The 25,415-nt window shown below is 57.1% G+C and carries 26 protein-coding genes; 9 read left to right on the forward strand and 17 right to left on the reverse strand.

Features of this window, described 5'->3' with window-relative positions; all coding sequences use genetic code 11:
- The first annotated feature begins 128 nt into the window (after positions 1–128).
- Positions 129–671 (forward strand): translation initiation factor IF-3, encoded by a 543-nt coding sequence (gene infC / locus C8265_RS01310; RefSeq protein WP_108482160.1) that lies wholly within the window; start codon positions 129–131, stop codon positions 669–671.
- Between the two features lie 19 nt (positions 672–690).
- Positions 691–1,374: a DUF938 domain-containing protein gene (locus C8265_RS01315; protein WP_108482161.1), complete on the forward strand. Its 684-nt coding sequence runs from the start codon at positions 691–693 to the stop codon at positions 1,372–1,374.
- Positions 1,375–1,381: 7 nt separating this feature from the next.
- On the opposite strand, the gene C8265_RS01320 is transcribed toward C8265_RS01315, so the two are convergent.
- Genes C8265_RS01320 through C8265_RS01340 form a run of 5 tightly spaced genes read right to left on the reverse strand, consistent with a single transcriptional unit; the run spans position 1,382 to position 6,462 of the window.
- Positions 1,382–2,140, reverse strand: a complete 759-nt coding sequence (locus tag C8265_RS01320) for an enoyl-CoA hydratase/isomerase family protein (protein ID WP_164512224.1) — start codon at positions 2,138–2,140, stop codon at positions 1,382–1,384.
- 10 nt (positions 2,141–2,150) lie between these two features.
- Complete coding sequence (locus C8265_RS01325) at positions 2,151–2,921, reverse strand: enoyl-CoA hydratase-related protein (RefSeq protein ID WP_108482163.1); 771 nt, start codon at positions 2,919–2,921, stop codon at positions 2,151–2,153.
- Complete coding sequence (pcaF, locus tag C8265_RS01330) at positions 2,922–4,124, reverse strand: 3-oxoadipyl-CoA thiolase (RefSeq protein WP_108482164.1); 1,203 nt, start codon at positions 4,122–4,124, stop codon at positions 2,922–2,924. It abuts the gene before it with no gap.
- 2 nt (positions 4,125–4,126) lie between these two features.
- Positions 4,127–4,936: an enoyl-CoA hydratase/isomerase family protein gene (locus tag C8265_RS01335; protein ID WP_108482165.1), complete on the reverse strand. Its 810-nt coding sequence runs from the start codon at positions 4,934–4,936 to the stop codon at positions 4,127–4,129.
- On the reverse strand, positions 4,933–6,462 hold the full coding sequence (locus tag C8265_RS01340) for a class I adenylate-forming enzyme family protein (protein WP_108482166.1): 1,530 nt from the start codon (positions 6,460–6,462) through the stop codon (positions 4,933–4,935). Before C8265_RS01340 ends, C8265_RS01335 begins: the two co-directional genes overlap by 4 nt.
- Positions 6,463–6,647: 185 nt before the next feature.
- Between C8265_RS01340 and C8265_RS01345 the strand changes: the two genes are divergently transcribed.
- Positions 6,648–7,397, forward strand: a complete 750-nt coding sequence (locus tag C8265_RS01345; protein ID WP_108482167.1) for an IclR family transcriptional regulator — start codon at positions 6,648–6,650, stop codon at positions 7,395–7,397.
- 14 nt (positions 7,398–7,411) lie between these two features.
- Here the strand turns inward: C8265_RS01345 and C8265_RS01350 are convergent, their stop codons facing one another.
- The 6 genes from C8265_RS01350 to C8265_RS01375 all read right to left on the reverse strand — a co-directional run bounded on the left by C8265_RS01350 (position 7,412) and on the right by C8265_RS01375 (position 13,470).
- On the reverse strand, positions 7,412–8,689 hold the full coding sequence (locus C8265_RS01350) for a TRAP transporter large permease (RefSeq protein ID WP_108482168.1): 1,278 nt from the start codon (positions 8,687–8,689) through the stop codon (positions 7,412–7,414).
- On the reverse strand, positions 8,686–9,180 hold the full coding sequence (locus tag C8265_RS01355) for a TRAP transporter small permease (protein ID WP_164512225.1): 495 nt from the start codon (positions 9,178–9,180) through the stop codon (positions 8,686–8,688). The genes C8265_RS01350 and C8265_RS01355 overlap by 4 nt, the downstream gene beginning before the upstream one ends.
- A gap of 69 nt (positions 9,181–9,249) precedes the next feature.
- Positions 9,250–10,254: a TRAP transporter substrate-binding protein gene (locus C8265_RS01360; RefSeq protein ID WP_164512226.1), complete on the reverse strand. Its 1,005-nt coding sequence runs from the start codon at positions 10,252–10,254 to the stop codon at positions 9,250–9,252.
- Positions 10,255–10,424: 170 nt separating this feature from the next.
- The gene (locus tag C8265_RS01365; RefSeq protein ID WP_108482171.1) at positions 10,425–11,921 is read right to left on the reverse strand and encodes a 3-hydroxyacyl-CoA dehydrogenase; all 1,497 of its coding nucleotides are present in this window, start codon (positions 11,919–11,921) and stop codon (positions 10,425–10,427) included.
- A 213-nt stretch (positions 11,922–12,134) separates the two neighbouring features.
- Complete coding sequence (locus C8265_RS01370) at positions 12,135–12,764, reverse strand: class I SAM-dependent methyltransferase (protein WP_108482172.1); 630 nt, start codon at positions 12,762–12,764, stop codon at positions 12,135–12,137.
- Between the two features lie 106 nt (positions 12,765–12,870).
- The gene (locus tag C8265_RS01375) at positions 12,871–13,470 is read right to left on the reverse strand and encodes a lytic transglycosylase domain-containing protein (RefSeq protein ID WP_108482173.1); all 600 of its coding nucleotides are present in this window, start codon (positions 13,468–13,470) and stop codon (positions 12,871–12,873) included.
- A 131-nt stretch (positions 13,471–13,601) separates the two neighbouring features.
- Between C8265_RS01375 and ssb the strand changes: the two genes are divergently transcribed.
- A complete protein-coding gene (gene ssb / locus C8265_RS01380) occupies positions 13,602–14,093 on the forward strand; it encodes a single-stranded DNA-binding protein (RefSeq protein ID WP_108482174.1) in 492 nt (163 codons plus the stop codon).
- 241 nt (positions 14,094–14,334) lie between these two features.
- Here the strand turns inward: ssb and C8265_RS01385 are convergent, their stop codons facing one another.
- The 6 genes from C8265_RS01385 to C8265_RS01410 all read right to left on the reverse strand — a co-directional run bounded on the left by C8265_RS01385 (position 14,335) and on the right by C8265_RS01410 (position 20,528).
- Positions 14,335–15,084, reverse strand: coding sequence for a class II aldolase/adducin family protein (locus C8265_RS01385; RefSeq protein WP_240610937.1), 750 nt, complete (start codon positions 15,082–15,084; stop codon positions 14,335–14,337).
- Positions 15,032–16,156, reverse strand: coding sequence for a Tm-1-like ATP-binding domain-containing protein (locus C8265_RS01390; protein ID WP_108482176.1), 1,125 nt, complete (start codon positions 16,154–16,156; stop codon positions 15,032–15,034). Before C8265_RS01390 ends, C8265_RS01385 begins: the two co-directional genes overlap by 53 nt.
- A 4-nt stretch (positions 16,157–16,160) precedes the next feature.
- Entirely contained in the window at positions 16,161–17,090 is a 930-nt protein-coding gene (locus C8265_RS01395) for a carbohydrate ABC transporter permease (protein ID WP_108482177.1), read from the reverse strand.
- Between the two features lies 1 nt (position 17,091).
- Positions 17,092–17,997, reverse strand: coding sequence for a carbohydrate ABC transporter permease (locus C8265_RS01400; protein WP_108482178.1), 906 nt, complete (start codon positions 17,995–17,997; stop codon positions 17,092–17,094).
- 83 nt (positions 17,998–18,080) lie between these two features.
- Positions 18,081–19,409 carry an extracellular solute-binding protein gene (locus C8265_RS01405; protein ID WP_108482179.1) on the reverse strand — a complete coding sequence of 443 codons (1,329 nt, stop codon included), beginning with the start codon at positions 19,407–19,409 and terminating at the stop codon, positions 18,081–18,083.
- Positions 19,410–19,442: 33 nt separating this feature from the next.
- On the reverse strand, positions 19,443–20,528 hold the full coding sequence (locus C8265_RS01410) for an ABC transporter ATP-binding protein (protein WP_108482180.1): 1,086 nt from the start codon (positions 20,526–20,528) through the stop codon (positions 19,443–19,445).
- 117 nt (positions 20,529–20,645) lie between these two features.
- On the opposite strand from C8265_RS01410, the gene C8265_RS01415 reads away from it, so the two are divergent.
- The 5 genes from C8265_RS01415 to C8265_RS01435 all read left to right on the forward strand — a co-directional run bounded on the left by C8265_RS01415 (position 20,646) and on the right by C8265_RS01435 (position 25,404).
- Positions 20,646–21,311: a GntR family transcriptional regulator gene (locus tag C8265_RS01415; RefSeq protein WP_240610938.1), complete on the forward strand. Its 666-nt coding sequence runs from the start codon at positions 20,646–20,648 to the stop codon at positions 21,309–21,311.
- A gap of 83 nt (positions 21,312–21,394) precedes the next feature.
- Positions 21,395–22,327: an N-acyl homoserine lactonase family protein gene (locus C8265_RS01420; RefSeq protein ID WP_108482182.1), complete on the forward strand. Its 933-nt coding sequence runs from the start codon at positions 21,395–21,397 to the stop codon at positions 22,325–22,327.
- Between the two features lie 7 nt (positions 22,328–22,334).
- On the forward strand, positions 22,335–23,168 hold the full coding sequence (locus C8265_RS01425; protein WP_164512227.1) for a TIGR01459 family HAD-type hydrolase: 834 nt from the start codon (positions 22,335–22,337) through the stop codon (positions 23,166–23,168).
- On the forward strand, positions 23,165–24,136 hold the full coding sequence (locus C8265_RS01430; protein ID WP_108482184.1) for a class II aldolase/adducin family protein: 972 nt from the start codon (positions 23,165–23,167) through the stop codon (positions 24,134–24,136). The genes C8265_RS01425 and C8265_RS01430 overlap by 4 nt, the downstream gene beginning before the upstream one ends.
- Positions 24,133–25,404 carry an FGGY-family carbohydrate kinase gene (locus C8265_RS01435; protein ID WP_108482185.1) on the forward strand — a complete coding sequence of 424 codons (1,272 nt, stop codon included), beginning with the start codon at positions 24,133–24,135 and terminating at the stop codon, positions 25,402–25,404. The genes C8265_RS01430 and C8265_RS01435 overlap by 4 nt, the downstream gene beginning before the upstream one ends.
- Positions 25,405–25,415 lie beyond the last annotated feature (11 nt).

Genomic DNA, 25,415 nt, shown 5'->3' on the forward strand with positions numbered 1-25,415 from the left:
GTGTTCCATGCCATAGATGGGCTCAAGTGATATTTTAGATGCCTGTGCCTGATCTGCCGATGGTGGCTTGTATCGGTTGAGCAGGTTGGCTATTTTTCGCCCAGCGTCATTGAATAAGGAACACTATCATCGCTCGCAGACCTCACAACGCCCCGCCTCAACGCGACACCGGCCCTCGCGTCAACGACCGTATCCGCGGTGGCGACATTCGTCTAATCGGAGCCGAAGGCGAAAACATCGGCGTCGTCAGTCCCGAACGCGGCATGGCCCTGGCCGAAGCTGCCGGTCTTGACCTGGTTGAAATTTCGCCAAATGCATCGCCCCCCGTGGTGAAAATCATGGATTTCGGCAAGTTCAAATATGAACAGCAGAAACGCGAAAGCGAAGCACGCAAAAAGCAAAAGATCATCGATATCAAAGAGATAAAGTTTCGTCCGAACACCGACTCTCATGATTACGAAGTGAAAATGCGCAACGTGTACAAGTTTTTGGAAGCGGGCGACAAAGTAAAGATCACACTGCGGTTTCGGGGCCGTGAGATGGCCCACCAAAGCCTGGGCCGTGAACTGTTGGAGCGCGTGGCCGAAGACACCAAAGAGTATGGCAAAGTCGAGAACTTTCCCAAAATGGAAGGTCGTCAGATGGTCATGCTGATTGGTCCGCTGAAGTGATGCAAAGGGGCGCGACGGGATGACCGACGCGCCCGACAGGCCGCGCCACACGGCGCGGTATTTTTCAGGCAATGCTGATTCTACCGCTGATGGGCGGTTGTTCGCCCCTGTGTTTGGCCGAAATTTCCCGGCTGTTTTGGCGGCCCTCGCTCCTTGGCTTTCGGGGCGAAGCGGGGCGGTTTTGGAAATCGGCTGTGGCACCGGGCAACATGCGGCGTCTTTCGCACTGGCCTTTCCCAATCTTTCTTGGTGGCCATCTGATCCGGATGCGGGGCATCGCGCGTCGGCGCGGGCCTGGGCCGCAGAATTGGGCGCACCGGCCCGCGCACCGTTGGCATTGGATGCGGCCACGGATTGGGCAACGGACACTGCGGTTACGACACTCGGACCGCTCAGCGCCGTGGTGTCGATGAACGTGATCCACATCGCGCCCTATGCGGTAACCAGCGGCATAATAAACGGTGCGGCGCAGTGTTTACAGGCGGATGGATTGCTGATTTTCTATGGGCCCTTTATCGAAACAGGCCAGCCCACCACAGCCGGAAACGCCAGTTTTGATGCCGGTTTGCGCGCTGAAAACCCCGCCTGGGGGCTGCGCGATGTTACCGACATACGGCGCGAGGCGGCCGCACTTGGGCTTGGGTTTGCGGCGTTGATTGCGATGCCGGCCAACAATCGGCTGTTGATTTTTCGCAAGGAATAGACCGCGTTTAGCGGGTTAAAAACCGCTCCAATGCCTGACGATAGGCCGATGAATGGCCTGCTTTGGTCTGGTGCTTTGCCTCGGCGCGTAACTGCGTCGCCAGTTCGTTCACATTGGCACCGTGCAACAATTCCTTGGTCGCACTGATCGCTGGGGCGGGCGCCGCGGCGATGGTTTTGGCCATGTCACGGGCAAGGGTTTGCGCACCCTCGGGCGTGTCGGCCAGATCGGCCGCCAGCCCCATATCCAACGCCATCTGCGCAGTGATCGGTTCGGATAACAACAATGCCTTGGCGGCGCGTCCGTGGCCAAGCCGACGCTGCAAGAACCAGCTTGCGCCGCTATCGGGCACCAGCCCCAGTTTGGCAAAGCTGAAATGCAGACTGGCATCGGCGCTACACACCATCAAATCACAGGCCAACGCCAGACTGGCGCCCGCGCCAATCGCCCTGCCCTGCACTGCGGCGATCACGGGTTGGGGCAAATCGGCGAGGGCAAGAATGATGCGGTTGATCCCGTCTTCCAGCGCCTTGCCCAGATCAATCGGCGTGCCCTGCACAATCGGCGCCCGCTCGCCCAGATCCTGACCTGCGCAAAAGGCGCGCCCTTGGGCCTGTAACACGACACACCTTATGGTGTCATCGGCCGCGATATCGGCCAGAACACCCAACAACGCGTCGCGCAGGCCCACCGTGATGGCGTTATATTTTTCCGGCCGTGACAGGGTGACAACAGCCACCCCATCGGCACAGGAACGCGTGACCAAATCGCCCATCCTATTCGCCGGTAAAGGTGGGTTTGCGTTTTTCAAGAAACGCCGCCATGCCTTCGGCTTTGTCCTTGCTGGCAAACAACACCTGAACCGCCTTGCGTTCCAACGCAAGGGCCGCGGAAAGCGGGGCATCGGCCCCGGCCAAAATCACCTCTTTGATCTGCGCCACGGCGATGGGCGGCAGTTTGGCAATGGCTTCGGCCATGGCAAGGGCCGTATCAAACACGGCATCATCCTCAACCAGCTTACTGATCAGTCCCATCTCGAACGCTTCGGGCGCGGTGATGATTTCACCGGTCAGACACATGCACATGGCCCGAAATTTCCCAACCGCGCGGGTCAATCGTTGTGTGCCCCCGGCGCCGGGCATGATGCCCACCTTGACCTCGGGTTGGCCCAGTTTCGCGCCTTTGCCCGCGATGATGATATCAGCATGCATCGCCAATTCCAGCCCGCCGCCCAAGGCAAATCCGTTGACCGCCGCGATCACCGGCACCGGGCATTCGCCCACCGCCGCCCATAACCGTTCGGTGTGGCGGTGATACATTTCGATGGCATCGATGCGGGCCATATCGGCAATATCGGCCCCGGCCGCAAAGGATTTGGAATCGCCTGTCAGAACCACACAGCGCAGCGTGGTATCATCGGCCAGCGTGCGAAAGATCTCGGCCAATTCCTGCCGGATGCTCAGGTTCAGCGCATTGCGCACCTCGGGGCGGTTCAGCCGAACAATGGCAATCGCGTCCGAGGGGCGTTCAACAAGAACGTCAGCCATTTATACAGCCTCCAACATCAGGGCGATCCCCTGCCCGACCCCAACGCACATGGTGCACAAGGCCCGGCGCGCATCGCGGTCGTGCATTTCGATGGCAGCGGTCAACGCAAGGCGCGCGCCGCTCATCCCCAGGGGGTGACCCAAGGCAATCGCGCCGCCATTCGGATTCACATGATCGGCATCATCGGGCAGGCCAAGATCCCGCAGCACGGCAAGGGCTTGTGCGGCAAACGCTTCGTTCAGTTCGATCAGATCAATATCGGTGATCTTGACGCCCAACCGGTCAATCAGTTTGCGCGTGGCCGGAACCGGGCCGATGCCCATGATACGCGGCTCAACCCCCGCTGTCGCCAACCCGGTGATCCGCGCCATTGGTGTCAGGCCATATTTCTTGATCGCCTTTTCCGAGGCAATGATCAACGCCGCCGCGCCATCGTTCACGCCCGACGCATTGCCCGCGGTCACACTTCCGCCGTCGCGAAACGGGGTGCGCAGTTTGCCCAGACTCTCAAGCGTGGTTTCGCGCGGATGCTCATCATGTTCGATGAGGATCGGATCGCCTTTGCGCTGCGCCTTTTCAAGTGGCACGATTTCACGGGCAAAGCGGCCATTTTTCTGCGCCGCCGCCGCACGCTGTTGCGAACGCAGGGCGAATTTATCCTGATCCGCGCGCGAGATGGAAAAATCAGCGGCCACATTTTCGGCGGTTTCCGGCATGGAATCGATGCCATATTGCTGTTCCAGCAGCGGGTTGACGAACCGCCAACCGATGGTGGTGTCAAACATTTCGGCCTGGCGCGAAAAGGCGGTTTCCGCCTTGCCCATCACGAAGGGCGCGCGCGACATCGATTCAACGCCGCCTGCGATGATCAGATCGGCCTCGCCCGCGCGAATGGCCCGCGCGGCGGCCCCAACAGCGTCAAGCCCGGAACCACACAGCCGGTTCACCGTCAGGCCCGGCACATTTACCGGCAGGCCCGCCAGCAATGCCGCCATACGGGCCACATCGCGGTTGTCTTCGCCCGCCTGGTTGGCGCAGCCCATGAAAACATCATCAATGTCAGCGGTGGCCAAAGCAGGCGTTTCAGCAATCAGCGCCTTGATGACATGCGCGGCCAGATCGTCAGGCCGGAACGAAGCCAATACACCGCCATAGCGGCCAATCGGAGTGCGCTTTCCAGCGCAGATATATGCGTCAGCCATGATTAAAGTGCCGATTCTGGATTAAAGTTGGGGCGCCGCTTTTCCTGAAGCGAGGCCAGACCTTCGCGCGCGTCGGGGCCCATGAAGCCCATGAATTCCAGCGCCAAAGAGGTGTCAAACGTCGGCCCCGCCATGCGATACCAATTGTTGAGGGCATATTTTGTCCAGCGCAGCGCGCTTGGTGCGCCGCGGGCCAGTTTGCGCGCCACTTCCAATGCTTTTTCCTGTACCTCGGCATCGTCAACGCACAGGGAAACCAACCCGATCCGCTCGGCCTCTTCGCCGCTGACGGGTTCGCACAGCATCAAATAATATTTTGCCTTCGCCATACCGCACAACAGCGGCCAGACGATGGCGGCATGATCGCCCGCCGCCACGCCCAGACGGGTGTGGCCATCAATGATGCGCGCGTTTGTGCCAGCGATTGAAATATCGGCCAGCAATCCGGCAACCAGTCCGGCGCCCACGGCGGGGCCTTGCATGGCAGACACCAGGGGTTTGGAACAGTTGATGATGTTGTAAACCAGATCGCGCGCTTCTTTCCAAACCCGGGTCAGGGTTTCGAAATCCTTGGTCATTTCTTCGACCAGATCCAGATCGCCGCCCGATGAAAACGCCTCGCCCGCGCCGCGGATGATGACGGCGTTCACGCCGGAATCTTCGTCGATATCGCGCCAGACCCGCACCAGTTCACCATGCATCACGGCATCGGCAGAGTTAAGCCGCCCCGGATTTTCCATGGTGATGCGCAAGATACGCTCTTCGGGCCAATCAAATTTAAGACGCTTATAATTCGCGTAACGATCGGTCATATCTTTTTCTCCATGTTCTTCCAGTAAGGTTCGCGCAGAACGTTCTTCTGGATTTTACCGATGGGTGTCTTGGGAAAGGCATCGACGAATTTCACCAGTCGCGGCCGTTTGAACCGCGCCAGATGTGCGGCGCAATGGTCAACCAACACATCTTCTTGCAATGTTTCGCCGGATTTCAACAGCACGTAAGCGGCCGGCACTTCGCCCCATTTCTTATCGGGAATACCGAACACCGCGCATTCGGCCACGGCGGGCAAACCGTAAATGACATTTTCAATCTCTTTCGGGTACACGTTTTCACCCCCCGAAATGATCATGTCTTTTGACCGGTCGACCAGAGTGATGAAACCTTCATCGTCAATCGTGCCAACATCGCCGGTCCAGCCCCAGCCGTGTTTGAAAAACGCTTTTGTCTGCTCGGGCTCGTTGTAATATTCCAGCATCACGTTTTCACCGCGCGAAACGATTTCGCCGATCTCGCCGGGTTTGACCGGTTTGCCATCGGGATCAACAACCGCCACATCCACATTATACGCCTGCCGCCCGATCGAGGACAGTTTTTCAGGCAAATACCAGTGGCGCAGCGACGTAAGCACGCCAACCTCGGATTGGCCGTAAATCTGCGTCAGTTTCAGGTTGGGTAGTTTTTCAAACAGATCGCGCTGCACCCAGTCGGGCATCGGCGCACCGGCAACTGACAGCTTTTCGAAGGATTTGAAATTGGCGGCGTCAAAATCGGGGTCGGACACCATCATCGACACCTGGGTTGGCACCATGAACGCGGCACTCATCCTGGTACTGCGCGCCATGGCGGCAAAATCCGCAACGCTCCACTTTGACAGCATCGTCACGGTTGCGCCCACCAGAACCGCAGGTTGGAACATGATGTTCAACGCGGCCACATGGAACATCGGTGTCACGATGCCAACGATGTCGCGCTCGTCCAATGCCTCTTCGACGGCAACGGTATGGGCGGTGATCATGCGGTTGCGATGGCTGCACAGCACGCCCTTGGGCCGGCCCGTGGTGCCGCCCGTATAGGTCATCGAGAATGGATCATCCTCGTGAATTTGAACATCGGGATACCCGGCCGATCCCTTGGCCAGCAGATCATCCAGACCTTCGGCATCCCCCTTGGCGCCAATCACGTAAACCGATTTCAGTTTCGGCAACTGGTCACGAACCGCCAACAGCTTTTCAAGGAAGATATCCTCGACCAACATCACTTCGACATCGGCCTTGGCCAAAACGAACTGTAGCTCATCAGCGGCATAAAGCACGGAAATGTTGACCAGAACACCGCCGGTCCGGGCAACACCGAAAAACGCGGTCGCATATTCGGGACGGTTGCGGCAGATGATGCCAACCTTGGCGCCTTTCGCCAGACCCTGCGCCAACAGGCCATTGGCCAATCGGTTTGCGTCGTCGTTGAGCTGTGAAAAACTCAGGCTGGTGTCTTGCCAAAGAACGGCCGGTTTATTTGGAAAGCGCTCGGCAGAGCGGCGCAGCATGTCACCCGTTAACATCTGACTGAAATCCTTCGACTGGGGCGAAATTCGCCTTGGTATTGTCGTGGGTACGGGCGACGGCATCGGCCGACCCCTGTTTTACTGGCTCGACTGTCCCTGATGGCGATGTTAGACGCAATATCAAATTGCGAAATTGCATTCCGCACTGCAGAATAGTGGTGCGGATCAAAGGAGGTAGACCAATGGCACAGGATGATCGGCAATTCGTTGACGCGCTGGCGCGCGGGCTGGCCATACTTGAGGCATTGTCGCGCGCCCAACGCCCCCAAAGCAACGGCGAGATTGCAAAAGCGACCGATCTGGCGCCCTCAACCGTTTCGCGCCTGACCCACACCCTGACCGTGCTGGGATACACCCGCCAATCGGGCGGCAGCCGTGCCTATGAGCTGACACCAAAAAACCTGTCGTTGGGCTATCCAATCCTGGCTGGCATGTCGCTGATTGATCGGGCGCGCCCGCTGCTTAAACAATTGGCCGAAACCACCGGGGAAACCGCCGCGCTGGCCATTCGCGATGGTTTGCACATCACCTTTGTCGAGGTGGTGACAGGATCAAGCATCGTATCGGTGCGCCTTGCCATGGGCGGGCGGCTGCCGATTTCTGCATCGGCGGCGGGCATTTCCCTGTTGGCCGCAATGCCCGAGCGTGACCAAAGAACGCTGGCGGCGCGGGTGCGCAGTTATATCGATAAACAGGGCGGCGATCTGGACAGTTTCAACCGCTGTTATGCCCGAACCTGCGAAGACGGCATTGCCATCATCCGCGATGTCTGGCGCCCCGGCATTGGCGGCCTGTCGTTCCCGGTGAGATCGGGCAGTGAAATGGCCACCCTTACAATTCCCGTCGCCACCGGCAGCGTGTCGGAACGCACCATGCGCGGCCCGCTGGCAGATGCGCTTAAGGACATGGCGGCCCGGCTTTCCGCCGGGTAACGGCGCGCGGCGGGCTATTCGCCCATGAACAGCCAGACGCCAAATTCGGAAATGGCCGGAATGAATGTGACCAGCATCAGCGCCACCAGATAAATGGCCAGAAACGGCAGCGCACCGCGAAACGCGACCGACAGTTTGGTGCCGAAAATTGATTGCAGCACAAACAGGTTGATGCCCATGGGCGGGGTGAACAGCCCGATTGCCAGGTTCACCGTGACGATCATGCCAAAATGAATCGGATCAATGCCAATCGCCATCGTCACCGGCAACAAAAGCGGCGTCAGCAGCAAGATCGCCGAAAGCGGGTCAAGAACACAGCCGATCAACAGCAGCAAAACGTTGATCACCAACAGCAACATCCACGGCGCAACGTTCAGCGCCTCCATCCAGTTCACGATGCTGACCGGCACCTGATTGACGGTGATGATCCATGAAAACACCCCCGCACAGGCGACAATGATCAGGATTTGCGAGGTGAACACAACCGTGTTGCGCGCCGCGTCAATCACGCCCTGCACATCCAGTTCGCGCATGACAATCACGGTTACGATGATGGCATACAAACAGGCCACGGCCGCCGCTTCGGTGGGGGAAAAGACACCGCCGTAAATCCCCCCAAGAATCAGAACCGGCACGCCCAAGGCCCAGACGCCGCGCTTGAACGCCGCGAAAAACCGGCCAAGGTTGAACGCTTCGGCGTCAATCTGGATTTTGCGGCTGGCCCAGATCGCATAAAGCGACAGCAAAAGCAGGATCAAAAGGCCCGGCCCGATGCCGGCCGCATAAAGCCGCGGAATCGATTGTTCGGCGGATGCGCCATAAATGATCATCGGGATCGATGGCGGCAAAACCACACCCACCGCCCCGACCGACACCAAAAGCCCGGATGAGAATTCTTCGGTATATTTCGCCTTGCGCAACGCGGGAAAGGTGACTTTGCCAACCGTTGCCACCGACGCGGCGCCAACCCCCGTGATTGCCCCGAAAATCGCGCCGGTGCCGATGGTGGTCAGCGCCAATTTTCCCGGCACCCGCCCCATCGATGCCTGAACCAACGTCACCAGACGCGACGCGATGCCGCCGCGATCCATCAATTCACCGGCAAAGATGAAAAATGGCAGCGCCAACAATGTATAGGCGTTGACCGATGCAAACAGGGTTTGCTGCACCACCGCCATCGGCATGTTCATCAAAAACACAAGGCTAAGGGTGACGGCACTGAGCAGAACCAGAAAAATCGGGAATCCCAGCACCAAAAGGAACACCGGAGCAACGGCAAGCGTCCAGATCATTTTGCGCCTTTCAAGCTGGAAACAACCGCAAACAGCCTTTGCGCCAGACGGGCCAGCGCCAGCAGGGTGAGTGCGGCAAAACAAATCGTAACGGTTGAATGGGGAATCCACATGGCGATGCCCGACGATCCGCCCTTTTGGCCAAAGGAATAAGTGCGCACCAAAAACGCCCAGGAATGATAGGCCACGAACCCACACACCAGAACGGTGACGACAGATTCCAGCACGCCCAAAAGCGATTTCAACCAAGGCGCGTCGATCTGGCCCAACAGATCAAGGCGCAACTGGCCCTGTTCAACACTCACAACAATCGCCCCCAGAAACGCGAGGCCGATCATGATGAACACCTGCAATTCGTCTGCGGCAAGCCAGTTGATTTCAAGAACATAACGCAAGAAGATATTGGCACAGCTGATCAGAACCAATCCGATCAAAACCAGCGCCAGCAGGGTTTTGAACGTACTCGTGACTGTTTCGGTAATCTTCTTCATTCGCGTCGCTCCACCAAAATGCATCCGGCCCGACAATTCGTTGTCGGGCCGGGCGTTGATATGGATATATTACTGCGCCAGACGTTCGGCGGCCGCCTTGAAGAAATCGATTTCGGCGCCGAGTGTCGGGTTGGATTCGATGATCGATGGCAGATGTTTTTGGATATTGTCCAGATACTGCTGATTTTCTTCGGCCGTCCATTCCACGACAGTACCGCCATTTTCGCGCCATGTGTCCAGCCCACGATCAACCGCCGCGATATTCCAGGCGTTCGCGGTTTCGGCGGCGACCAGCGCTTCGGACCGCACCAGCGCGCGCAAGTCGTCATCCAGGGTGGCCATGAAATCGCGGCTCGCCACGGCGGTTGCAAAGGCATAGCTGTTGGGCAGCAGGGTCATATCCTTGGCCACATCCCAAAACCGCAAGGCGGGATAAACCGACGTGCCGGCCATCAGACCATCAACCAGTTTGTTTTGCATACCGGGCATCACTTCGCCCAGCGGCATCGCCGTTGGCAGCGCGCCAAGATCGGTCAGTGGCTGAATATGCAAGGCCGTCGGGCCAACCGCGCGAATCCGCTGGCCTTTCAGCGACGCAATGGTGGGCACCCCGGCAATGGTCAGCATCGCCAATGGGCTGTGCGGGAACACGGCAATCGGGCTCATCCCGCGATCGTTGCCATATTCGGCGATATGCGCGGCCACTTCGGGGTCGGCCAAAACGCGCTGTGCATGTTCCAGATCGTTGAACAGGCTGGGCACATCAAACACTTCGAAACGCGGGTCCATGGGCACAAAGAAACCCGACGCCGGAACGGTCACTTCGATCGTGCCGAATGCCACGCCTTCGATGGTGGCGGGCACCTGGCCCAACTGGTTGGCGGGATACAGTTCAACCGCGATGCGTCCGTTGGATTTTTCTTCGATCCCTGCCTTGAATGAATCCATCCAGTTCTGGATCACGTCATTCGCCGTCGATGACGCAACCTTGAGGGTGTAATCCTGGGCAAGTGCGGGTGCCGCCGCCAAAGGCAATGCCAGCGCGGCCATGGTCAGCCAATTCATAATCTTCATCTCGGTCCTCCTCCTATAGATCGGATGCCGCCCGTGCGCCATTGGCGCGCCGATCCGTTCCCGATCAGAACACGTCTTGTAGCAGTATCTGCCTGGTCAAAAATAAGTCCAGCGATGCCATTCCGCAGTGCGGAATATTGTTTTGCAATTGCGGACAAAACCACCCTTCCCTATCGCGTCAGGGCCGACAGGCCCAGTTGCGCGCGGCGGCGCAACCATTGGCTGGGCCGATATCGGTCATCCCCTGTCAGGTTTTGCAACTGAGTCATGATGCCAAACACCGTGTCCGGCCCCATGGCATCGGTCAGTTCCAATGGCCCCTTGGGATAATTCAGCCCAAGCCGCATCGCGGTGTCGATATCATCGGGCTGCGCCAACCCCATCTGGGCCATTTCGCACCCCAGATTGGCCACCATCGCGCAAATCCGTTGGGCAATGAACCCCGGCGAATCCGCGATTGCGGTGACTGCGCGGCTGGGTGTGAACAGCGCCGCAACCTGCGCCAAGATCGCCCCATCGTTGCCGGGCGCGGTCATCAACGTAATGCGTTTGCTGACATCAAAGGCCAGGTCAAGCGCAACCAAACGGCGGTGATCTGCCCCCGTGCGGGCACCCAGCGCGGCGCAATCTTCGCCCGTTGGCGCCGCCAGAATCGGCGAAGCCCCATCATCGGCGTCCAGAACACTGACCCCCAGATCGGCCAACAGCGTGCGCAAACGTTCACTTGGCTCAAGTACGCTAACCGCTTTTGGTGGCTGGCCCGCATCTGGCCCTTTGGCCTCGGGCTTAGTGGCGCCATCGCGGTAATCGAAAAATCCACGCTGGGTTTTGCGGCCCAATTGACCAACATCCAACATGTACCGGTGCAGCGGGGTCGAGCGCAGGCGCGGATCGGAATAATGGCTTTGATGCACAAACGCGGTCACGGGATAATTCACATCAACGCCGGTCAGATCCATCAGTTCGAATGGGCCCATGCGAAACCCGCAACAATCCCGCATCACGGCGTCGATCTGCGCCGGGCTGGCCACGCATTCCTGTACCAGGGCCAAACCTTCGGTGGTGTAAGCCCGCCCGCCAAAATTGACGAGGAACCCGGGCGTATCGCGCACCTCGACCGGGGTGCGCCCCATGTCGCGTGACAGGGCCATCAACGCGGCAATCACCGCATCCGATGTATCGGGGGTTCGGATCACCTCGACCAGTTTCATCACCGGGACCGGGTTGAAAAAATGCAGCCCGGCAATGCGTTCGGGCTGCGCAAGCCCTTTGGCAATCGCACCGATGGGCAAGGATGAGGTGTTCGATGCCAGCACGCAATCAGCGGCCACAATATCGACCAATTGCGAAAATACCGCGCGTTTGGCGTCAAGGTCTTCGATGATTGCCTCAACCACCAGCGCACAGGGGGCCATATCATTCAGGCTGGCGGCGGGGTGCACGTTGCGCGCCAAGGTATCGACCGCATCCTGGGTGGTCTTACCCTTTGCCAACCGATCCTGCATCCGTTTCAACATGGTTGCGCGGGCGGTTTCGGCTGCACCTTCACGCTGATCAAAAATCAACACCTTGCGCCCGGATGTTGCGGCGATTTGTGCAATGCCCGCCCCCATGGCGCCGGCACCAACAACCCCGATAACGGCTTGGGTGCTGTCCAGTTTTGTCATGATACCCACTCTCCATAATCACTGTGCGCCGTCGCCCACTGGCGATGGCCAGCGCGACCGCGGGCGGATCGACAGCAATAAAAGATGCCGATGCGCGCAAATCTTTGAGGTGCATCAAATCCGGTCTGACCTGCCATGGTCAAGCGGTATTGCAGAAGATCATTCCGCACTGCAGAAGAGTATGAGTGCGATCACCGCGCGCCGCGCGATCGGTTACGCCGCCACCTTCCGAAATACGCTGTATTGAAAGCTTTGGTGATTGCCTTTTGGCGTGATATGCATGTGCCGCCTGGCCTCAATCACCTTGAATCCACCGGGGCACAGGCGCTCTAATTCCTGAGCAAGATCTTGTGCGTCATACCGCACCACCGGCAGCCCCGAACATTTTTCCGGCCCGTCCTGCGCAAAGGTTGCGATGATTGCGATTCCACCGGGGCGCAGCGCCTTTGACAACGCCCCCACATAAGCGGCGCGATCATTGGCATCCGTCAAAAAATGAAAAACCGCCCGGTCGTGCCAAAGCGCATAGGTCTGGTCAGGCTGCCAATCCGTGATGTCCGCCTCAATCCAATCGATATGATCGCCGCGCTGGCCCAGCCGCAGCTGACTGACCGCCAGGGCCGCCGCAGAGTGATCGAGCACGCTGAGCGGGCCAAACCCTTTTTCGATTAACGCGTCGACAAGCCGCGAAGCCCCCGCGCCGATGTCGATAAAGGCCTCGCCCGGTTGCAAATGCGCGCTGATATATTCCAACGACACCGATGGCGTGGCCTCAAACCACGTCAGCTCATCTTCGGCCCGTGCGCCGTATACCGTGTTCCAATGATCCTGCCCGCCTGTCATGACTTTGGACCTCTATATTTATACAACACAAGGGATATCCGCGGCGCTGGGCAACAGATTGACATCGCAGACGATGTGTTCACCCACACGACCGGGGCCGGATATTTCAGCCGCCCCAGATTACCTTAACGTAATTGCGGGTTTCCGCGTAAGGGGGCACGCCGCCGTGTTTTTCAACGGCCCCCGGCCCGGCGTTATACGCGGCAAGCGCCAGGCGCCATGATCCGAATTTCTGGTACTGTTTGCGCAGATACCGCGCGCCACCCTCAAGGTTCTGACGCGGATCCTGTGGATCGACCCGCAAAATCTTGGCCGTGGCGGGCATCAATTGCGCCAATCCAATCGCGCCCTTGTGCGATATGGCCGCGGCGTTCCACCCCGATTCCTGTTGCACGAGGCGCAGGAACAAATCCTCGGGCACGTCATGTTTGCGCGCGGCGAGACGGGCCATGTTCAGGAACGGGCCATTGTATTTACCGACATAGCGGGGTGATTTCACCTCGGGTGTGCGCCCCGGAATTTTCACCGTATCCGGGCGCAACCGCACCGAATTGGCATATTGCTTCGCCGCCCGCCCATCCAGCACGCTGGTTTGGGATTTGAACAGCTTCAGGCGATTCTTTGATGAAACGGTCAGATTTTCGGCCGAACTGACCCCCGGAACCATCAAAAAGGCCGCCAATGCCAATGTTGCCTTGCCAATCATACGCCAACCTTCATGCCGAATTTTCGAAACTATACCCGATCCTGCCGCTTTTTCCACCCTTGGCATGCTTTCGGTTTGGCGCGCCCTAAGCTATCACAATCGCAACATCCAAGAATCAGGAGAATGGTACAATGGCGGGTTCTGTAAACAAGGTGATCCTGATCGGCAATCTGGGCCGCGACCCGGAAGTGCGCAGTTTTCAGAATGGCGGCAAGGTGTGCAATCTGCGCATTGCCACATCGGAAAGCTGGAAAGACAAAAACACCGGTGAGCGGCGCGAGCGTACCGAGTGGCACTCGGTCGCGATTTTTCAGGAAGGTCTGGTGCGTATCGCCGAACAATACCTGAAAAAAGGCAGCAAGGTTTACATCGAAGGCAAACTGCAAACCCGCAAATGGCAGGATCAGTCGGGCCAGGACAAATACTCGACCGAAGTGGTGTTGCAGGGGTTTGACGGTGTGCTGACCATGCTTGACAGCCGCGAAGGCGGTGGCGGTGGCGGCGGAAATTACGGTGGCGGCGGCGGCGGATACCCCGACGACCGCGATGGCGGCTACGGTGGTGGTGGCGGCGGGCGCGGCAATCCCCCGGCCAGCGACATGGATGATGAAATCCCGTTCTAATGCACATCAGAAACAGGTTCAAAAAAAGGGGAAACTGATGTTTCCCCTTTTTTCATTTTTCAGAAACCGGCAGTTTGAAGTTTAAAAACCTCGGCGCGATGCAGGATGAACATGGTCCTTAACAACGGGGCCCATTTTCCGATTATCCTGCCGCGGCCAACTGTGCCTTGAACACTCGGCGCATCACTCATCGCAACTCTCTCGCGATCACACCACGCTGGCATTTAAAACGCCCTGCCAACTACTCGGCGCTTAAAGCCATTTTTTGATCTTTCAATGTTCCGAAAACCGGACTGGCCGGTGTTTTCAGGCCATGTGCGGCGACCATCGCATCACGCACGTATGCGATGTGGGCGGTTTCTTCGATGATTTCTGCCAGATATTGTGCGGCCAAAAGTGTTTTGCCAGTGCCGATCGTTCCGTGGTTGGCCAACACGGCTGCGCGGATCTTGGGGTCGTCGAAATAGGGTCCGATCATTTCCGCCGTCTGCGGGCCCAGTTGATCGTTCAGCGGAATCAACGGCATCCTGCCAATCTTTTCAACAGTTTGAACCGTGAGGCACGGAATTTCAAGGCCCGCACTTGCATAGCCGGTTGCCCAGGGGCTGTGGCAATGAACAATTGCGCTGATGTCGGCGCGGCGACGGTAGATTTCCAGATGAAACTCCAGGTCCTTTGACGGCTTGAGCGGGAGTTCGGACGGAAGAATCTCACCGTTCATCATCACCAATTGCAGGTTTTCGCGAGTGCATTCATTGTATCCCACGCCCGAAGGTTTGATCACGATTGCCTCGCGCGTTTCAAGACAGACAGACAGATTTCCGCCTGCGTTTGTCTGAAGCCCTCTTTCAAAACAGCGCTTGGCGGTTGCGATCAACTGATCTTTTTTGTCGAGGATATCGTGAAAATCGAGAGATGTGGTCATGGGGTGAACTCTTTCATGGCAGGTGTCGAAGTAATGTGGAAACGGCGGTTTCTGCTGTTTCGGCATCCCCGATATGGGTCGGGATCATGGTCACGGTGTATCTTTGCGCGCGCTGCCTGAGGATGTCTGCGACGAGGGCGCGCAGTGCTTCGTCCTCGATTGCGCCGCCTTTGCGGTCTTCGCTGCTGAAACCGCCCATGGGGATAATGACGTCACATGGCGCGCGCGATTTGTTCAGATCATCGGCCAAGGCATTGGTTGCGATTTCCAACTCTTCCGGGGTCAGTTTGATATGGGTGAAGTAACTTGAATGACGATAGTGAGGCCGTTTCAATACGGCTTCAGGTATTGTATCGACCGGCCCGCCATCGTAAAAATTGATGGCCCCCGGCATCACCAAACGCGGCAGATGGGCCGCACAGGTAAACCGCTCTGGCATTTTGACGTGGGCGCCTTTGACATGCATGCGCACGATTTCGTTCACCGTCAAATCAATCATACCGCTCAGGCGGCCTTCTTTTGCGAACCGAGAAAGTGCGGCGCCCCCGAACCCGTTGGCATGGAATGCCATCGCCTCAAGGCCCTGTGCCGCAAGCCGCGGGAGGATTTCGTCGCACGCTTTCTGGGTTACCCCAAGCAGGCTGAGCCCAATCGCGAGGTCATCGGAGGTTGGTTCGGATGTTGGATGATTGACACAGGCGCCGACCATCGCCGCCGCCCTTGCGAAGGTTTCCCGCAAGGCCATGTTCATTCCCTGCAGATCACACAACGTCGGAATCAGAACCGTTCCGTTGGCGGCCAAGGCATGGCGCGGATCAAACGGCAGTGTCGTGATCAGAAACTTGGGCAAGGAAACGGGTAAATCCCGCATCGCCTCCAGCGAAATCTCGCTTCCTGTGCCGCCGCCCAAGGCCACAACCGCCGAAATGGGCCGACCTTGCATCGATCTCGCGGCGGCCTCGGAAACGGCGGCCATGCGCAAAAGCTTTTCTTCGCCGCTAAAGACACGCGTCTGTGATTGCAGCGAAAGGTCAACGGGAAATATCCGAAGACCCTGCGCCAACAGATAGCGCGACAATGCGTCAAGCTCGGCAGATTTGGTGTCGAATGTACCCAATAATGCAACGTCGTGGGGCATGGTATTACCCCTTGACCGCACCGGCGGTCATACCGGTGATGATCTGACGCGAGGCAAACAAGGTGAAAATGATCGGCGGAATGGCCAGCAACATGCCCGTGGCCATGATCACCCCCCATTCAACGTTGAATTCGGATGTGTTGTTCACAATCAGGATCGGCACGGTCTTGGTATTGCGATCAGACAAGGCAGAGGCCAACAGATATTCATTCCAGGCAATCCGGAAGGTGAAAATCGCCGCGGCGGCAAGACCGGGTTTGATCAGGGGCAGAACCACTTTGAAGAACACCTGAAACGGGCTGGCGCCATCCACGCGCGCCGCCTCTTCAAGCGAACGGGGCACCTGAACGATGAAGCTTTGCAAAATCCAGATCACGAACGGCAGATTCATCGCCACATAAATCAGAATGATGCCCGAATGCGTGCCAGCCAGACACACATCGCCCCGCCCGCCAAAGGTGTCGCGGATCGCGCCGCCGATCAATCCTTCTTTGTCGAGGCAAAATTCATTGTTCCAAAGGCCAAATACCGGCACCAGAAGAACGGCAGCCGGCACCATGCGCACCATCAATGTTGTCAACGACACCGTGTCGCGCCCCATGAACCGAAACCGCACCAACGCATAAGCCGCCATGCATCCGATCACCAGTGTCAGGGCCGTGGAAACCAACGCGATAATCAGCGAGTTGATGAAAGCGCCGCCAAACTTGATCGAACAGTAATCAAGATGCGCGGGTTCGTACCACAATACGTCACACAGGGCCGTTTCATAATTGCGGATCGTGGGCATGAACAACAATCCCGACGTTCCGCCGATAATATCGACATCCAATTTGAAAGAGTTCGCCATCATCAACGTGATCGGGCCAACCGCCATGAAAATCAGCGCGATAAGCAATGCATAGAAGGCGGGGTTTGGGCGTTTGTTCTGCATTTTAGGCGTCCTGTTGAATTTGGCGCGACATGCGGGCGGATCGCATTTCCTGAATTTTGGTGATCGCAAACATGGAAACCGTCAGGATGAACAACAGGATCAGCAAATAATTCGACATTGCAGCCGCAACACCAAGTTCACGGAATTCAGTTGCGGTTCGGCTGATGCGCAATGCGAGGATTTCGGTAGATAATCCCGGGCCACCTTCGGTCATGACCAATATCACCTCGAGAACCTTGAACGCATCGATCAGACGCAAAAGCCCCGTAACGATCAAGACGGGCATCATCAGAGGCAACTTGATATGCCATATCTGCTGCCACCCGGTGGCCCCGTCAATCCGCGCCGCCTCAAGCGCGGAACGGGGCAAGGATTGCAGCGCCGCCAGGGACAGAATGAAAATGAAAGGCGTCCACTGCCAGATATCGGCGACAATGACAGAAAAAAGCGCGTGCGCCCCCAACCAATCCACGCCCTCAAATCCAAAAGTTTCGAGCCATTTGTTAAATGTACCGACTGTGGGATGGTACATGAACCGCCACATCAGCCCGACCACAACCGGTGCAATCATCATCGGCAGAATGAACAGCGTGCGCAAAACCGACATACCGCGAATTTCGCGATCAAGAAGCAGCGCAAGGCCAACCCCGATGAACAATTCTGCAAACACCACGCTTGCGGCGAATGTAAGTGTCACCGCCAGGCTTTCGCGGAACGCCGGGTCATGAAAAAGGGTGATATAGTTTGCCAGCCCGACAAATTCACTTTCGCCGATGGTCTGGCTGGGATTCCAGTCGCGGAACGAGCCGAAAATCATGTAGCCCAGCGGATACAGCAAAGCGATCGCCATGATAATCGCCGCGGGCGCCAGAAACACATAGGGCGTGAAACGATTGGCAGAGTTCATTGGGAGCCCCAATCCGTTATCGAATTTCAAGGGATGCAAGGCGCCACAACCGGGCGCCTTGCATCGTCTTCAGGTTGATTGGACTACTGCCAGGTGTAATAGCCTGCTTCTTCCATGATGGCGCGCGAACGTTCTGCAACCCCGTCCAACGCCTCTTTTGGATCAAGCCCCTCAGTCAGCACTTTTGACATCGTCGTGCCGATATCAGCGTTGATTTTACCCCAGGTCGGGATGATCGGACGCCAATCGGGATCGGCATATTTCAACGCTTCACCAAACGTCTCGGCAAAGGGATATTTCGCCTGAACCTCTGCATCGGCATAGGTTGAAAAGCGTGATGGGTTTCCACCGGCCATCGCGATCAGTTTATCGCCCCGCTTTGAGGTCAGCCATTGTGCCAAAAGAAACGCTGCTTCCTTGTGCTCGGCGTTTTTTGGAATAGCGATGCCAAATCCGCCGGTCTGGCTGCCACGACGCACACCTTCGGGGTGAAGGGCATAACCGACATTACCGGCAACCTTGCTGCGTGTCGGATCTTCGAAACCCGGTGCAAATGCGATCGAGTCCATGAACATTGCAGATTCGCCATTGCTGAACGAGTTTGCTGCCTCTGACGGACCAAACGACATCGCACCTTTGGGGCCGCAATCGACGATTGTTTTCAAAGCGTTGGCCGCTGCGACCCCTTCTTCGCTGTTGATGACCGGATTCCAGTTGTCGTCAAACACCCGCCCGCCCAATGGCGCCAGGTGCAGCAGGAATGCGTGGCTTGCCTGGTGGCCAGAGGCCGCGCGCGATGCCATGCCGCCCATGCCCGGCTCGACTTCGGGAATTTGACACGCCACTTCAAGAAGCTGGTCATAGTTCTGGGGCACGTCGATGCCGTGCTTTTCAAAGATGTCCTTGCGATACATCAGAACCGACGTTTCCGACCCCTGGGGCAGACCGAAAAGTGATCCGGTCGGACCGGGCAAATAACCTTTGGTCCCGCCTGCCACACCGATGTTCTGCACGTAGCCGTCGATCAGATCCTTTGCGTCATAGGTTGGATCCGACAATTTCGGATTCATGAAATATTTCGCAAGGTTTTCCAACTGATCGGCAAAGATGTAATCGGCCTTGGAAAATACAACATAGGAAATCAGGTCATATTCGCCCTCGTCCTGCGTCAGCTCAAGCGTCTGGCGCTCGCGCATCTTGAGGTAGGGCAGCATGTCGACCTCGACTTCGATGCCGGTTTCCTCGGTGAACTGGGGCAATACCTGAACAACCGCTTCGTAATGCGGGTGCGCCGGAAAGTTCACGATGAGCGTGGTCCCATCATAAGCCTCATAGGGGTTGGCAAAGGCACCTGCCCCCAAAGCCGTCGAGAACACCGCCCCGACAAGAGTTGTCTTTAGTACGCTATGCATAAATTATTCCTCCCTTATACATACGATTGCGCCTTAAAGCGCTTCTTCTGTTGTACGATTGAAAACGTGAATCGCGCCGGGCCTGACGCCAAACCTGAGCGTTTCACCCAGAGCAATCGGCGTTTCTGATTTCAGCTCGACAGTGACATCCGATTGGCCACACCGGCACAAAAGAACCGATTGCGCACCAATATATTCGGAAACCACAACCGACAGATCCAGGCTTTCCGCTTCGGATGCGTTCGGATCATATGACAAATCCGATGGCCGTATTCCCAATGTCACCGACGCGGTTCGTGATTTCAGCGCCCGCGCCTTTTCTGCCGACAGCGCGATCTTGAATCCGTCGCCCTTTGCAAAAAGCGTTCCGGCCTCATCCAAAAGCTCGGCCTGCAGGAAATTCATCGGTGGCGAGCCCAAAAATCCGGCCACGAATTTATTCACCGGCTGTTTGAACAATTGTTCGGGCGTGCCCTCTTGCTGAATCTTGCCGTTGTTCATCACGACGATCCGGTCGGCCAGTGTCATCGCCTCAATCTGATCATGGGTCACATAGATCATGTTGCGCTGAACCCGTTGCCGCATGATCGCCAGTTCCGCGCGCATCTGGCCCCGCAATTTCGCGTCCAGATTGGAAAGCGGTTCATCAAACAGGAATATATCGCCATCCTTGGCCAGCGCGCGCGCCATGGCAACACGCTGACGTTGCCCGCCCGACAACGCACCAGGTTTTCTGTGCAGGAAATCGGTCAGGCCAACCATGTCGGCCACTTTGCGAACCTTTTCGTCTATCTCGGCGCGGGGGCGCCGCTGAAGACGCAGGGCAAAGGATATGTTATGCGCGACATCCATGTGTGGATACAAAGCATAATCCTGAAATACCATGGCAAGGTTCCGGTCCTTCGGCTCAAGATGTTTGATCGGTCGGCCGTCGGTGTAAATCTCACCCTCAGTGACACTTTCAAGACCCGCGATCATCCGCAATGTCGTTGATTTACCGCACCCCGAAGGCCCCACAAGCACTGTGAATTCGTTCTCAGCCATGCTTAGGTTGATACCATGCAACACCTCGACAGCCCCGTAACGCTTCACAAGATTTTCCAGCTGTATAATCGGCATCGAATCTTCCTTCTGGTTGCCGGTTCATAGGATTGCATACAAAATGAATTGTAAACATGCTATTTGCCAGAAATGTATTTTTCTGCCACAAGAATGGTCACAACGAAGGGATATCCAGTGCCTCTAAACCGATCTGATGACCTCACCGATACAAAGCTGTCGACACCCCACCGGATCGCCCAGGCGTTGATGGATGAAATCAGCGCAGGTCAGCTTGAGCCTGGTCAGCGCCTTGATGAAGTCGGGCTGGCGGAACGCTTTGGGGTATCGCGCACGCCCGTGCGCGAAGCGTTGTCGCGGCTGACCGCCCAAGGGATCGCCGTTCAGGGGGAAAGGCGCGGCGTGTTTGTTGCACAATATTCGCGCAAAGAGCTTGGGCAGATTTTTGAAGCGATGCATGAAATCGAAACCGCATGCGCCAGAATCGTTTCACAAAGACTGGATTTATTGAACAAATCCGAAATTCTGGCGGCGCAGGCCGAATGCGTGGCTGCGGCCGAGGCCGGTGATCTGAACCGATACCTGAAGGCCAACGAGGCGTTTCACGTTGCAATCTACGCGGCAACAGGAAACCCCTATATGGCAGAAATGGCCTTGGAATTCCGGCTGAGAACCGGGCCCTTCCGCGCCAAGAGGTTCAAGACCAAAGAAGACCTGATCGCATCGGCGCAAAGCCATCAAGCCCTGATTGATGACATATTCTCTGAGGATTCCATCACCGCATCAAAGGGAATGCGCGATCACATGACGGCAAGCTTTCTACAGGCCCTGAAGGCCAGTTAAGGCGGCAAATATCGATTCTCTCTTGCCAATGTTTTTTGGATGATGTCTATGTATACAAAGTATAGCAAAGAGGGACATTTGCCGTGGGCATTGCAGAAACCAAAATTTATCCGATCAACACAGGCTGGCTTCACGGCGATCTTGGCACTTACATCTTTTGGAAAGGCCCGGCCGGTCAAAAGAAATGGCAGCCGGTCTATTGCCACTATGTTGACACGGGCGAGCACAAGATCCTGATCGACACCGGCCTGCCAGATCAGGAACGCGCGTCGAAATATCATCACAACTGCGAAAAACGTGGCTGCCTTCAGGTTCACGAACATCTTGAACAGAAATTGGGCGTTCACCCCGACGAGATTGATGCAATCGTCTTTACGCATCTGCACTGGGACCATGTGCAGAACATGAAGCAATTCAAAAACGCCCGCTATATCGCCCCCAAGGCCGAGATCGAGATGGCGAACAACCCCCTGCCCCTTTATTACAGAACCTATGAAAGCGGCGCCTTGGGGATTGAACCGGCTTACGCAGGCTGTGCCCTCGAAGCGGTTGAAAACGAATGCGAAATCCTTCCCGGGATCACGATGTTTCACACGCCGGGACACTCCGTGGGCCATATGGCCGTGAGCGTGGCGACAAGCGCCGGTGATATCGTGGTGTGTGGCGACGCCATTTTCGAAGAGCGCAACCTTGAGCCAAACCCCGATGAAATGTGGCGGTACTGGGTGCCTGCGCGGTTTGTAAACTCTTACCAGGGCTGGCAGTCGGTTGAAGAAATCGACAAACGCGCCGATTATGTTTTGCCGTGTCACGATCATGCCGCGAATGCGCGTTCCGATGTGTTTCCCTATGAAGGCATGCCCATCCGCAAACGCCGCCAGTATATTCCCGGTTACAAATTCTACTTTGGCGACATGCCCGCCGGCACCGCAACAAAAGCAGCCCCGGCAATGAAGCCCGAAGAGGTCGATGATTATATCGCCGGTCTGGTCAAACCGATTGACATGGTCGACTGAAAAGCCCGTGACCCGGTTCATAAACAGCATCGTTGACATAGCCGAGGATTACGACGCCATTGTGTTCGATCAATGGGGGGTGCTGCATGATGGCAGCGCCCCCTATCCGTTTGCCATCGACACGCTGAACGCGCTGAAGGCAAAGGGCACCGTTCTGGCGGTTTTATCCAACTCGGGCAAGCGCGCGGCACCCAATGCCAAGCGCATCGCATCGTTTGGATTCAAAGACATGTTCAGCACTGTAATGACCAGCGGAGAGGCCCTTTGGCAGGGTTTTTCAAAAGGGATGCTGAAAGAAACCCGGCTGTTCGCGATTGAACGTGACGCAGGGGATGCAATGGAGTGGGCCCAAGGGCTCGCGCTTGAATTTACGGGCATTGAACAGGCCGAAGCGATCCTTCTCATGGGGTTGCCTGAAAACGCGGCGGAAAATTATTGTTCGGCGGAACTGAAAACTGCACTGGCGAAATCGCTTACTGTATATTGCTCAAATCCTGATCGCGCATCGCCCCGTGCGGGCGGCACGCGTGTCATTGCGCCCGGAACATTGGCGCATGAATACGCACAGGCCGGTGGCCCGGTGACGTTTTACGGCAAACCCCACCGCGCCGTGTTCGACGCCCTGCAGGCCGCGTTGGGGTGCAGCCGGATCTTGATGGTCGGTGACAGCATCGAACATGACATCGCGGGCGGCACGGCGGCGGGGTGGGATACGCTCCTTGTGCAGGGGGGCCTTTACAAAAATGAATTTGCCTCGCAACCGGCATCGCAGGTGTTGGCATCATTATGCGCCAAATACGATGCCGCAGCGCCAACTTATCAGATAGAGTTATTATCATGAATACAGAGCCTGAACTGCTCTCGACTGAATTTCGCGCCCTTTCTGCCCGTTTGGGACAGGACCCTTTGCAGGTGCAGGGGCCGGGTGGCAACACCTCGATCAAATCTGATCGGGTGATGTGGGTGAAGGCATCGGGAACCGAACTGGCCGATGCCGAGGCGGCCGACATTTTTGTTCCGGTCGATTTGGCGCAGGCGCGCGCGCAGGCACACGGCGCGGGCGACGGAAGTTGCAAGGACACTGTCATCGATCCGGCGATAACACTGCGCCCCTCAATTGAAACCACGTTTCACGCCGCACTTGATTGCACCGTCGTGGCCCACACACATTCCGTTGCAACATTGGCCCACGCCATCAGCCCCCAGGGACGTGAGGTTTTGCGCCGGAAGCTGAAGGGTATGCCGTTTGAAAGCGTGCCTTATGCAAAGCCCGGTCTTCCGCTGACACAGTTGATCCTGTCAAAAGTCACCGACGAAACCCGCATCGTCATTCTTGAAAACCACGGTCTGATCTGCATGGGCAATACCGTGGCCGAGGTTGCAGGCACCATTGCAGAGGTGGAAAAGAGATTGGCGCTTTCGCCAGTCATCCCCGACACGCAGACACCTCACTCCCCTGCCCTTTCCGGCTATGTCTGGGCCGATGAAAGCTGGATCGCCCAAAATCCGCGTACGGCGACATTGGCTGTCTCGGGTTCGTATTATCCTGATCATGTGGTGTTTTTGGGGGCGGGGTTGCCCCAATCGGCATCCGATCCATCCACCCCGGTAATTTTGATCAAGGGCGAAGGCATACTGATCCGCAGCGACGCCACACCCTCACAGCGCGCGATGCTGCGCTGCTTGGGCGATGTGCTGTGCCGCGTGCCCGCCGATTGGCAGATTGAGCCGATCGGAACCGAGGCCGAGGCCGCGCTTCTTAACTGGGACGCCGAAAAATATCGCCAGGCGTTGGCGCAACGCTCGTGAACCTTGCACTTGGGATAGACATCGGCACGTCTGGTGTCCGGACTGCTGTGTTGGACGCTTGCGGCGAATTGCTTTGCATGGCGGCCCACCCGCATCAGCCGCAAAATCCAACCTGCATTGACGCAGAAAAATGGTGGGAAACCGTGCTTGCCTGCCTTACCGATCAGATAACGGCACTGCGTGATCTGGGGCATGATCCCATGCAGATTGCAAGCATCGCTGTCGACGGAACATCCGGCACGATGGTCCTGACCAACGCCCGGTTGCAAACGGTCACGCGGGCGTTGATGTATGACAGCAAAGGGTTTGAGGCCGAGGCCGCGTTGATTGATCCGCTGGCGCCCGACCTTCACATCACCAAAGGCCCGGCATCGGCCCTTGGTCGCGCTCTGCGGCTTCAGTCAGAAGACACCGACAAAAGCGCACGCCATTTGTTGCATCAGGCCGATTTCATCACCTCGCGCCTGATTGGTCGCGTTGCACCCTCTGATTACAACAACGCGCTGAAAACAGGGTTCGACCCCGAAACAGAAACCTGGCCCGTCTGGATTTCAAAAACGGGGTTTGCCACATCGCTGCTGCCAGAAGTTGTGGCGCCCGGCGCCGAAATCACATCGATTTCTGCGCGCCTGGCCGATGAATTGGGTCTGTCGCGGCGCACCAGAATTCATGCCGGCACCACCGACAGCATCGCGGCATTTCTTGCCTGCGCCGACCCAATGCCCGGCGTCGCGGTCACGTCAATCGGAACGACACTCGCCATTAAAATCCTGTCGCAACAGCGGATAGATGACCCTGCTACCGGTCTGTATTCTCACCGCCTTGGAGATCACTGGTTGGTTGGCGGCGCCTCAAACACCGGTGGCGGCGTTCTAAAACACTATTTCTCTGACGAAGAGCTGATCACTCTGAGCCAGAACATTGATCCCGAAATCGACACCGGGCTTGAATATTACCCGCTTTTATCCGCTGGCGAGCGTTTTCCGATCAATGACCCGAAACTAGAGCCAAGATTATCACCCCGTCCCGAAAACGATGTCGAATTTCTGCACGGTTTGTTCGAAGGAATCGCAAGAATCGAAGGGTTGTGTTATCAACGGATCACGCAAGCAGGCGGAACAATGCCGCATAAGATTTTCACCGCAGGCGGTGCCGCGCGAAATTCAGTATTCACACGAATCCGATCAAGATACCTCCCCGTCCCTCCAACAACCGCAAAACATACGGAGGCCGCGATCGGCGCAGCCAAACTCGCATCAATTGCATGAGTGGCAAAAAA

Source organism: Oceaniglobus ichthyenteri, assembly GCF_003057885.1.
Classification (GTDB): domain Bacteria; phylum Pseudomonadota; class Alphaproteobacteria; order Rhodobacterales; family Rhodobacteraceae; genus Oceaniglobus; species Oceaniglobus ichthyenteri.

Bases quoted from the DNA above. Each gene is read 5' to 3' on its own strand.
- pcaF (WP_108482164.1), bottom strand. From the start codon at position 4,124: ATGGCTGACGCATATATCTGCGCTGGAAAGCGCACTCCGATTGGCCGC.
- C8265_RS01315 (WP_108482161.1), top strand. From the start codon at position 691: ATGACCGACGCGCCCGACAGGCCGCGCCACACGGCGCGGTATTTTTCA.
- C8265_RS01410 (WP_108482180.1), bottom strand. From the start codon at position 20,528: ATGCCGATTATACAGCTGGAAAATCTTGTGAAGCGTTACGGGGCTGTC.
- C8265_RS01335 (WP_108482165.1), bottom strand. From the start codon at position 4,936: ATGACCGATCGTTACGCGAATTATAAGCGTCTTAAATTTGATTGGCCC.
- C8265_RS01430 (WP_108482184.1), top strand. From the start codon at position 23,165: ATGAATACAGAGCCTGAACTGCTCTCGACTGAATTTCGCGCCCTTTCT.
- C8265_RS01345 (WP_108482167.1), top strand. From the start codon at position 6,648: ATGGCACAGGATGATCGGCAATTCGTTGACGCGCTGGCGCGCGGGCTG.
- C8265_RS01370 (WP_108482172.1), bottom strand. From the start codon at position 12,764: ATGACAGGCGGGCAGGATCATTGGAACACGGTATACGGCGCACGGGCC.
- C8265_RS01395 (WP_108482177.1), bottom strand. From the start codon at position 17,090: ATGCAGAACAAACGCCCAAACCCCGCCTTCTATGCATTGCTTATCGCG.
- C8265_RS01360 (WP_164512226.1), bottom strand. From the start codon at position 10,254: ATGAAGATTATGAATTGGCTGACCATGGCCGCGCTGGCATTGCCTTTG.
- C8265_RS01390 (WP_108482176.1), bottom strand. From the start codon at position 16,156: ATGCCCCACGACGTTGCATTATTGGGTACATTCGACACCAAATCTGCC.
- C8265_RS01340 (WP_108482166.1), bottom strand. From the start codon at position 6,462: ATGTTAACGGGTGACATGCTGCGCCGCTCTGCCGAGCGCTTTCCAAAT.
- C8265_RS01355 (WP_164512225.1), bottom strand. From the start codon at position 9,180: ATGAAGAAGATTACCGAAACAGTCACGAGTACGTTCAAAACCCTGCTG.
- C8265_RS01385 (WP_240610937.1), bottom strand. From the start codon at position 15,084: ATGCCGAAACAGCAGAAACCGCCGTTTCCACATTACTTCGACACCTGC.
- C8265_RS01350 (WP_108482168.1), bottom strand. From the start codon at position 8,689: ATGATCTGGACGCTTGCCGTTGCTCCGGTGTTCCTTTTGGTGCTGGGA.
- ssb (WP_108482174.1), top strand. From the start codon at position 13,602: ATGGCGGGTTCTGTAAACAAGGTGATCCTGATCGGCAATCTGGGCCGC.
- C8265_RS01375 (WP_108482173.1), bottom strand. From the start codon at position 13,470: ATGATTGGCAAGGCAACATTGGCATTGGCGGCCTTTTTGATGGTTCCG.
- C8265_RS01405 (WP_108482179.1), bottom strand. From the start codon at position 19,409: ATGCATAGCGTACTAAAGACAACTCTTGTCGGGGCGGTGTTCTCGACG.
- C8265_RS01325 (WP_108482163.1), bottom strand. From the start codon at position 2,921: ATGGCTGACGTTCTTGTTGAACGCCCCTCGGACGCGATTGCCATTGTT.
- C8265_RS01365 (WP_108482171.1), bottom strand. From the start codon at position 11,921: ATGACAAAACTGGACAGCACCCAAGCCGTTATCGGGGTTGTTGGTGCC.
- C8265_RS01400 (WP_108482178.1), bottom strand. From the start codon at position 17,997: ATGAACTCTGCCAATCGTTTCACGCCCTATGTGTTTCTGGCGCCCGCG.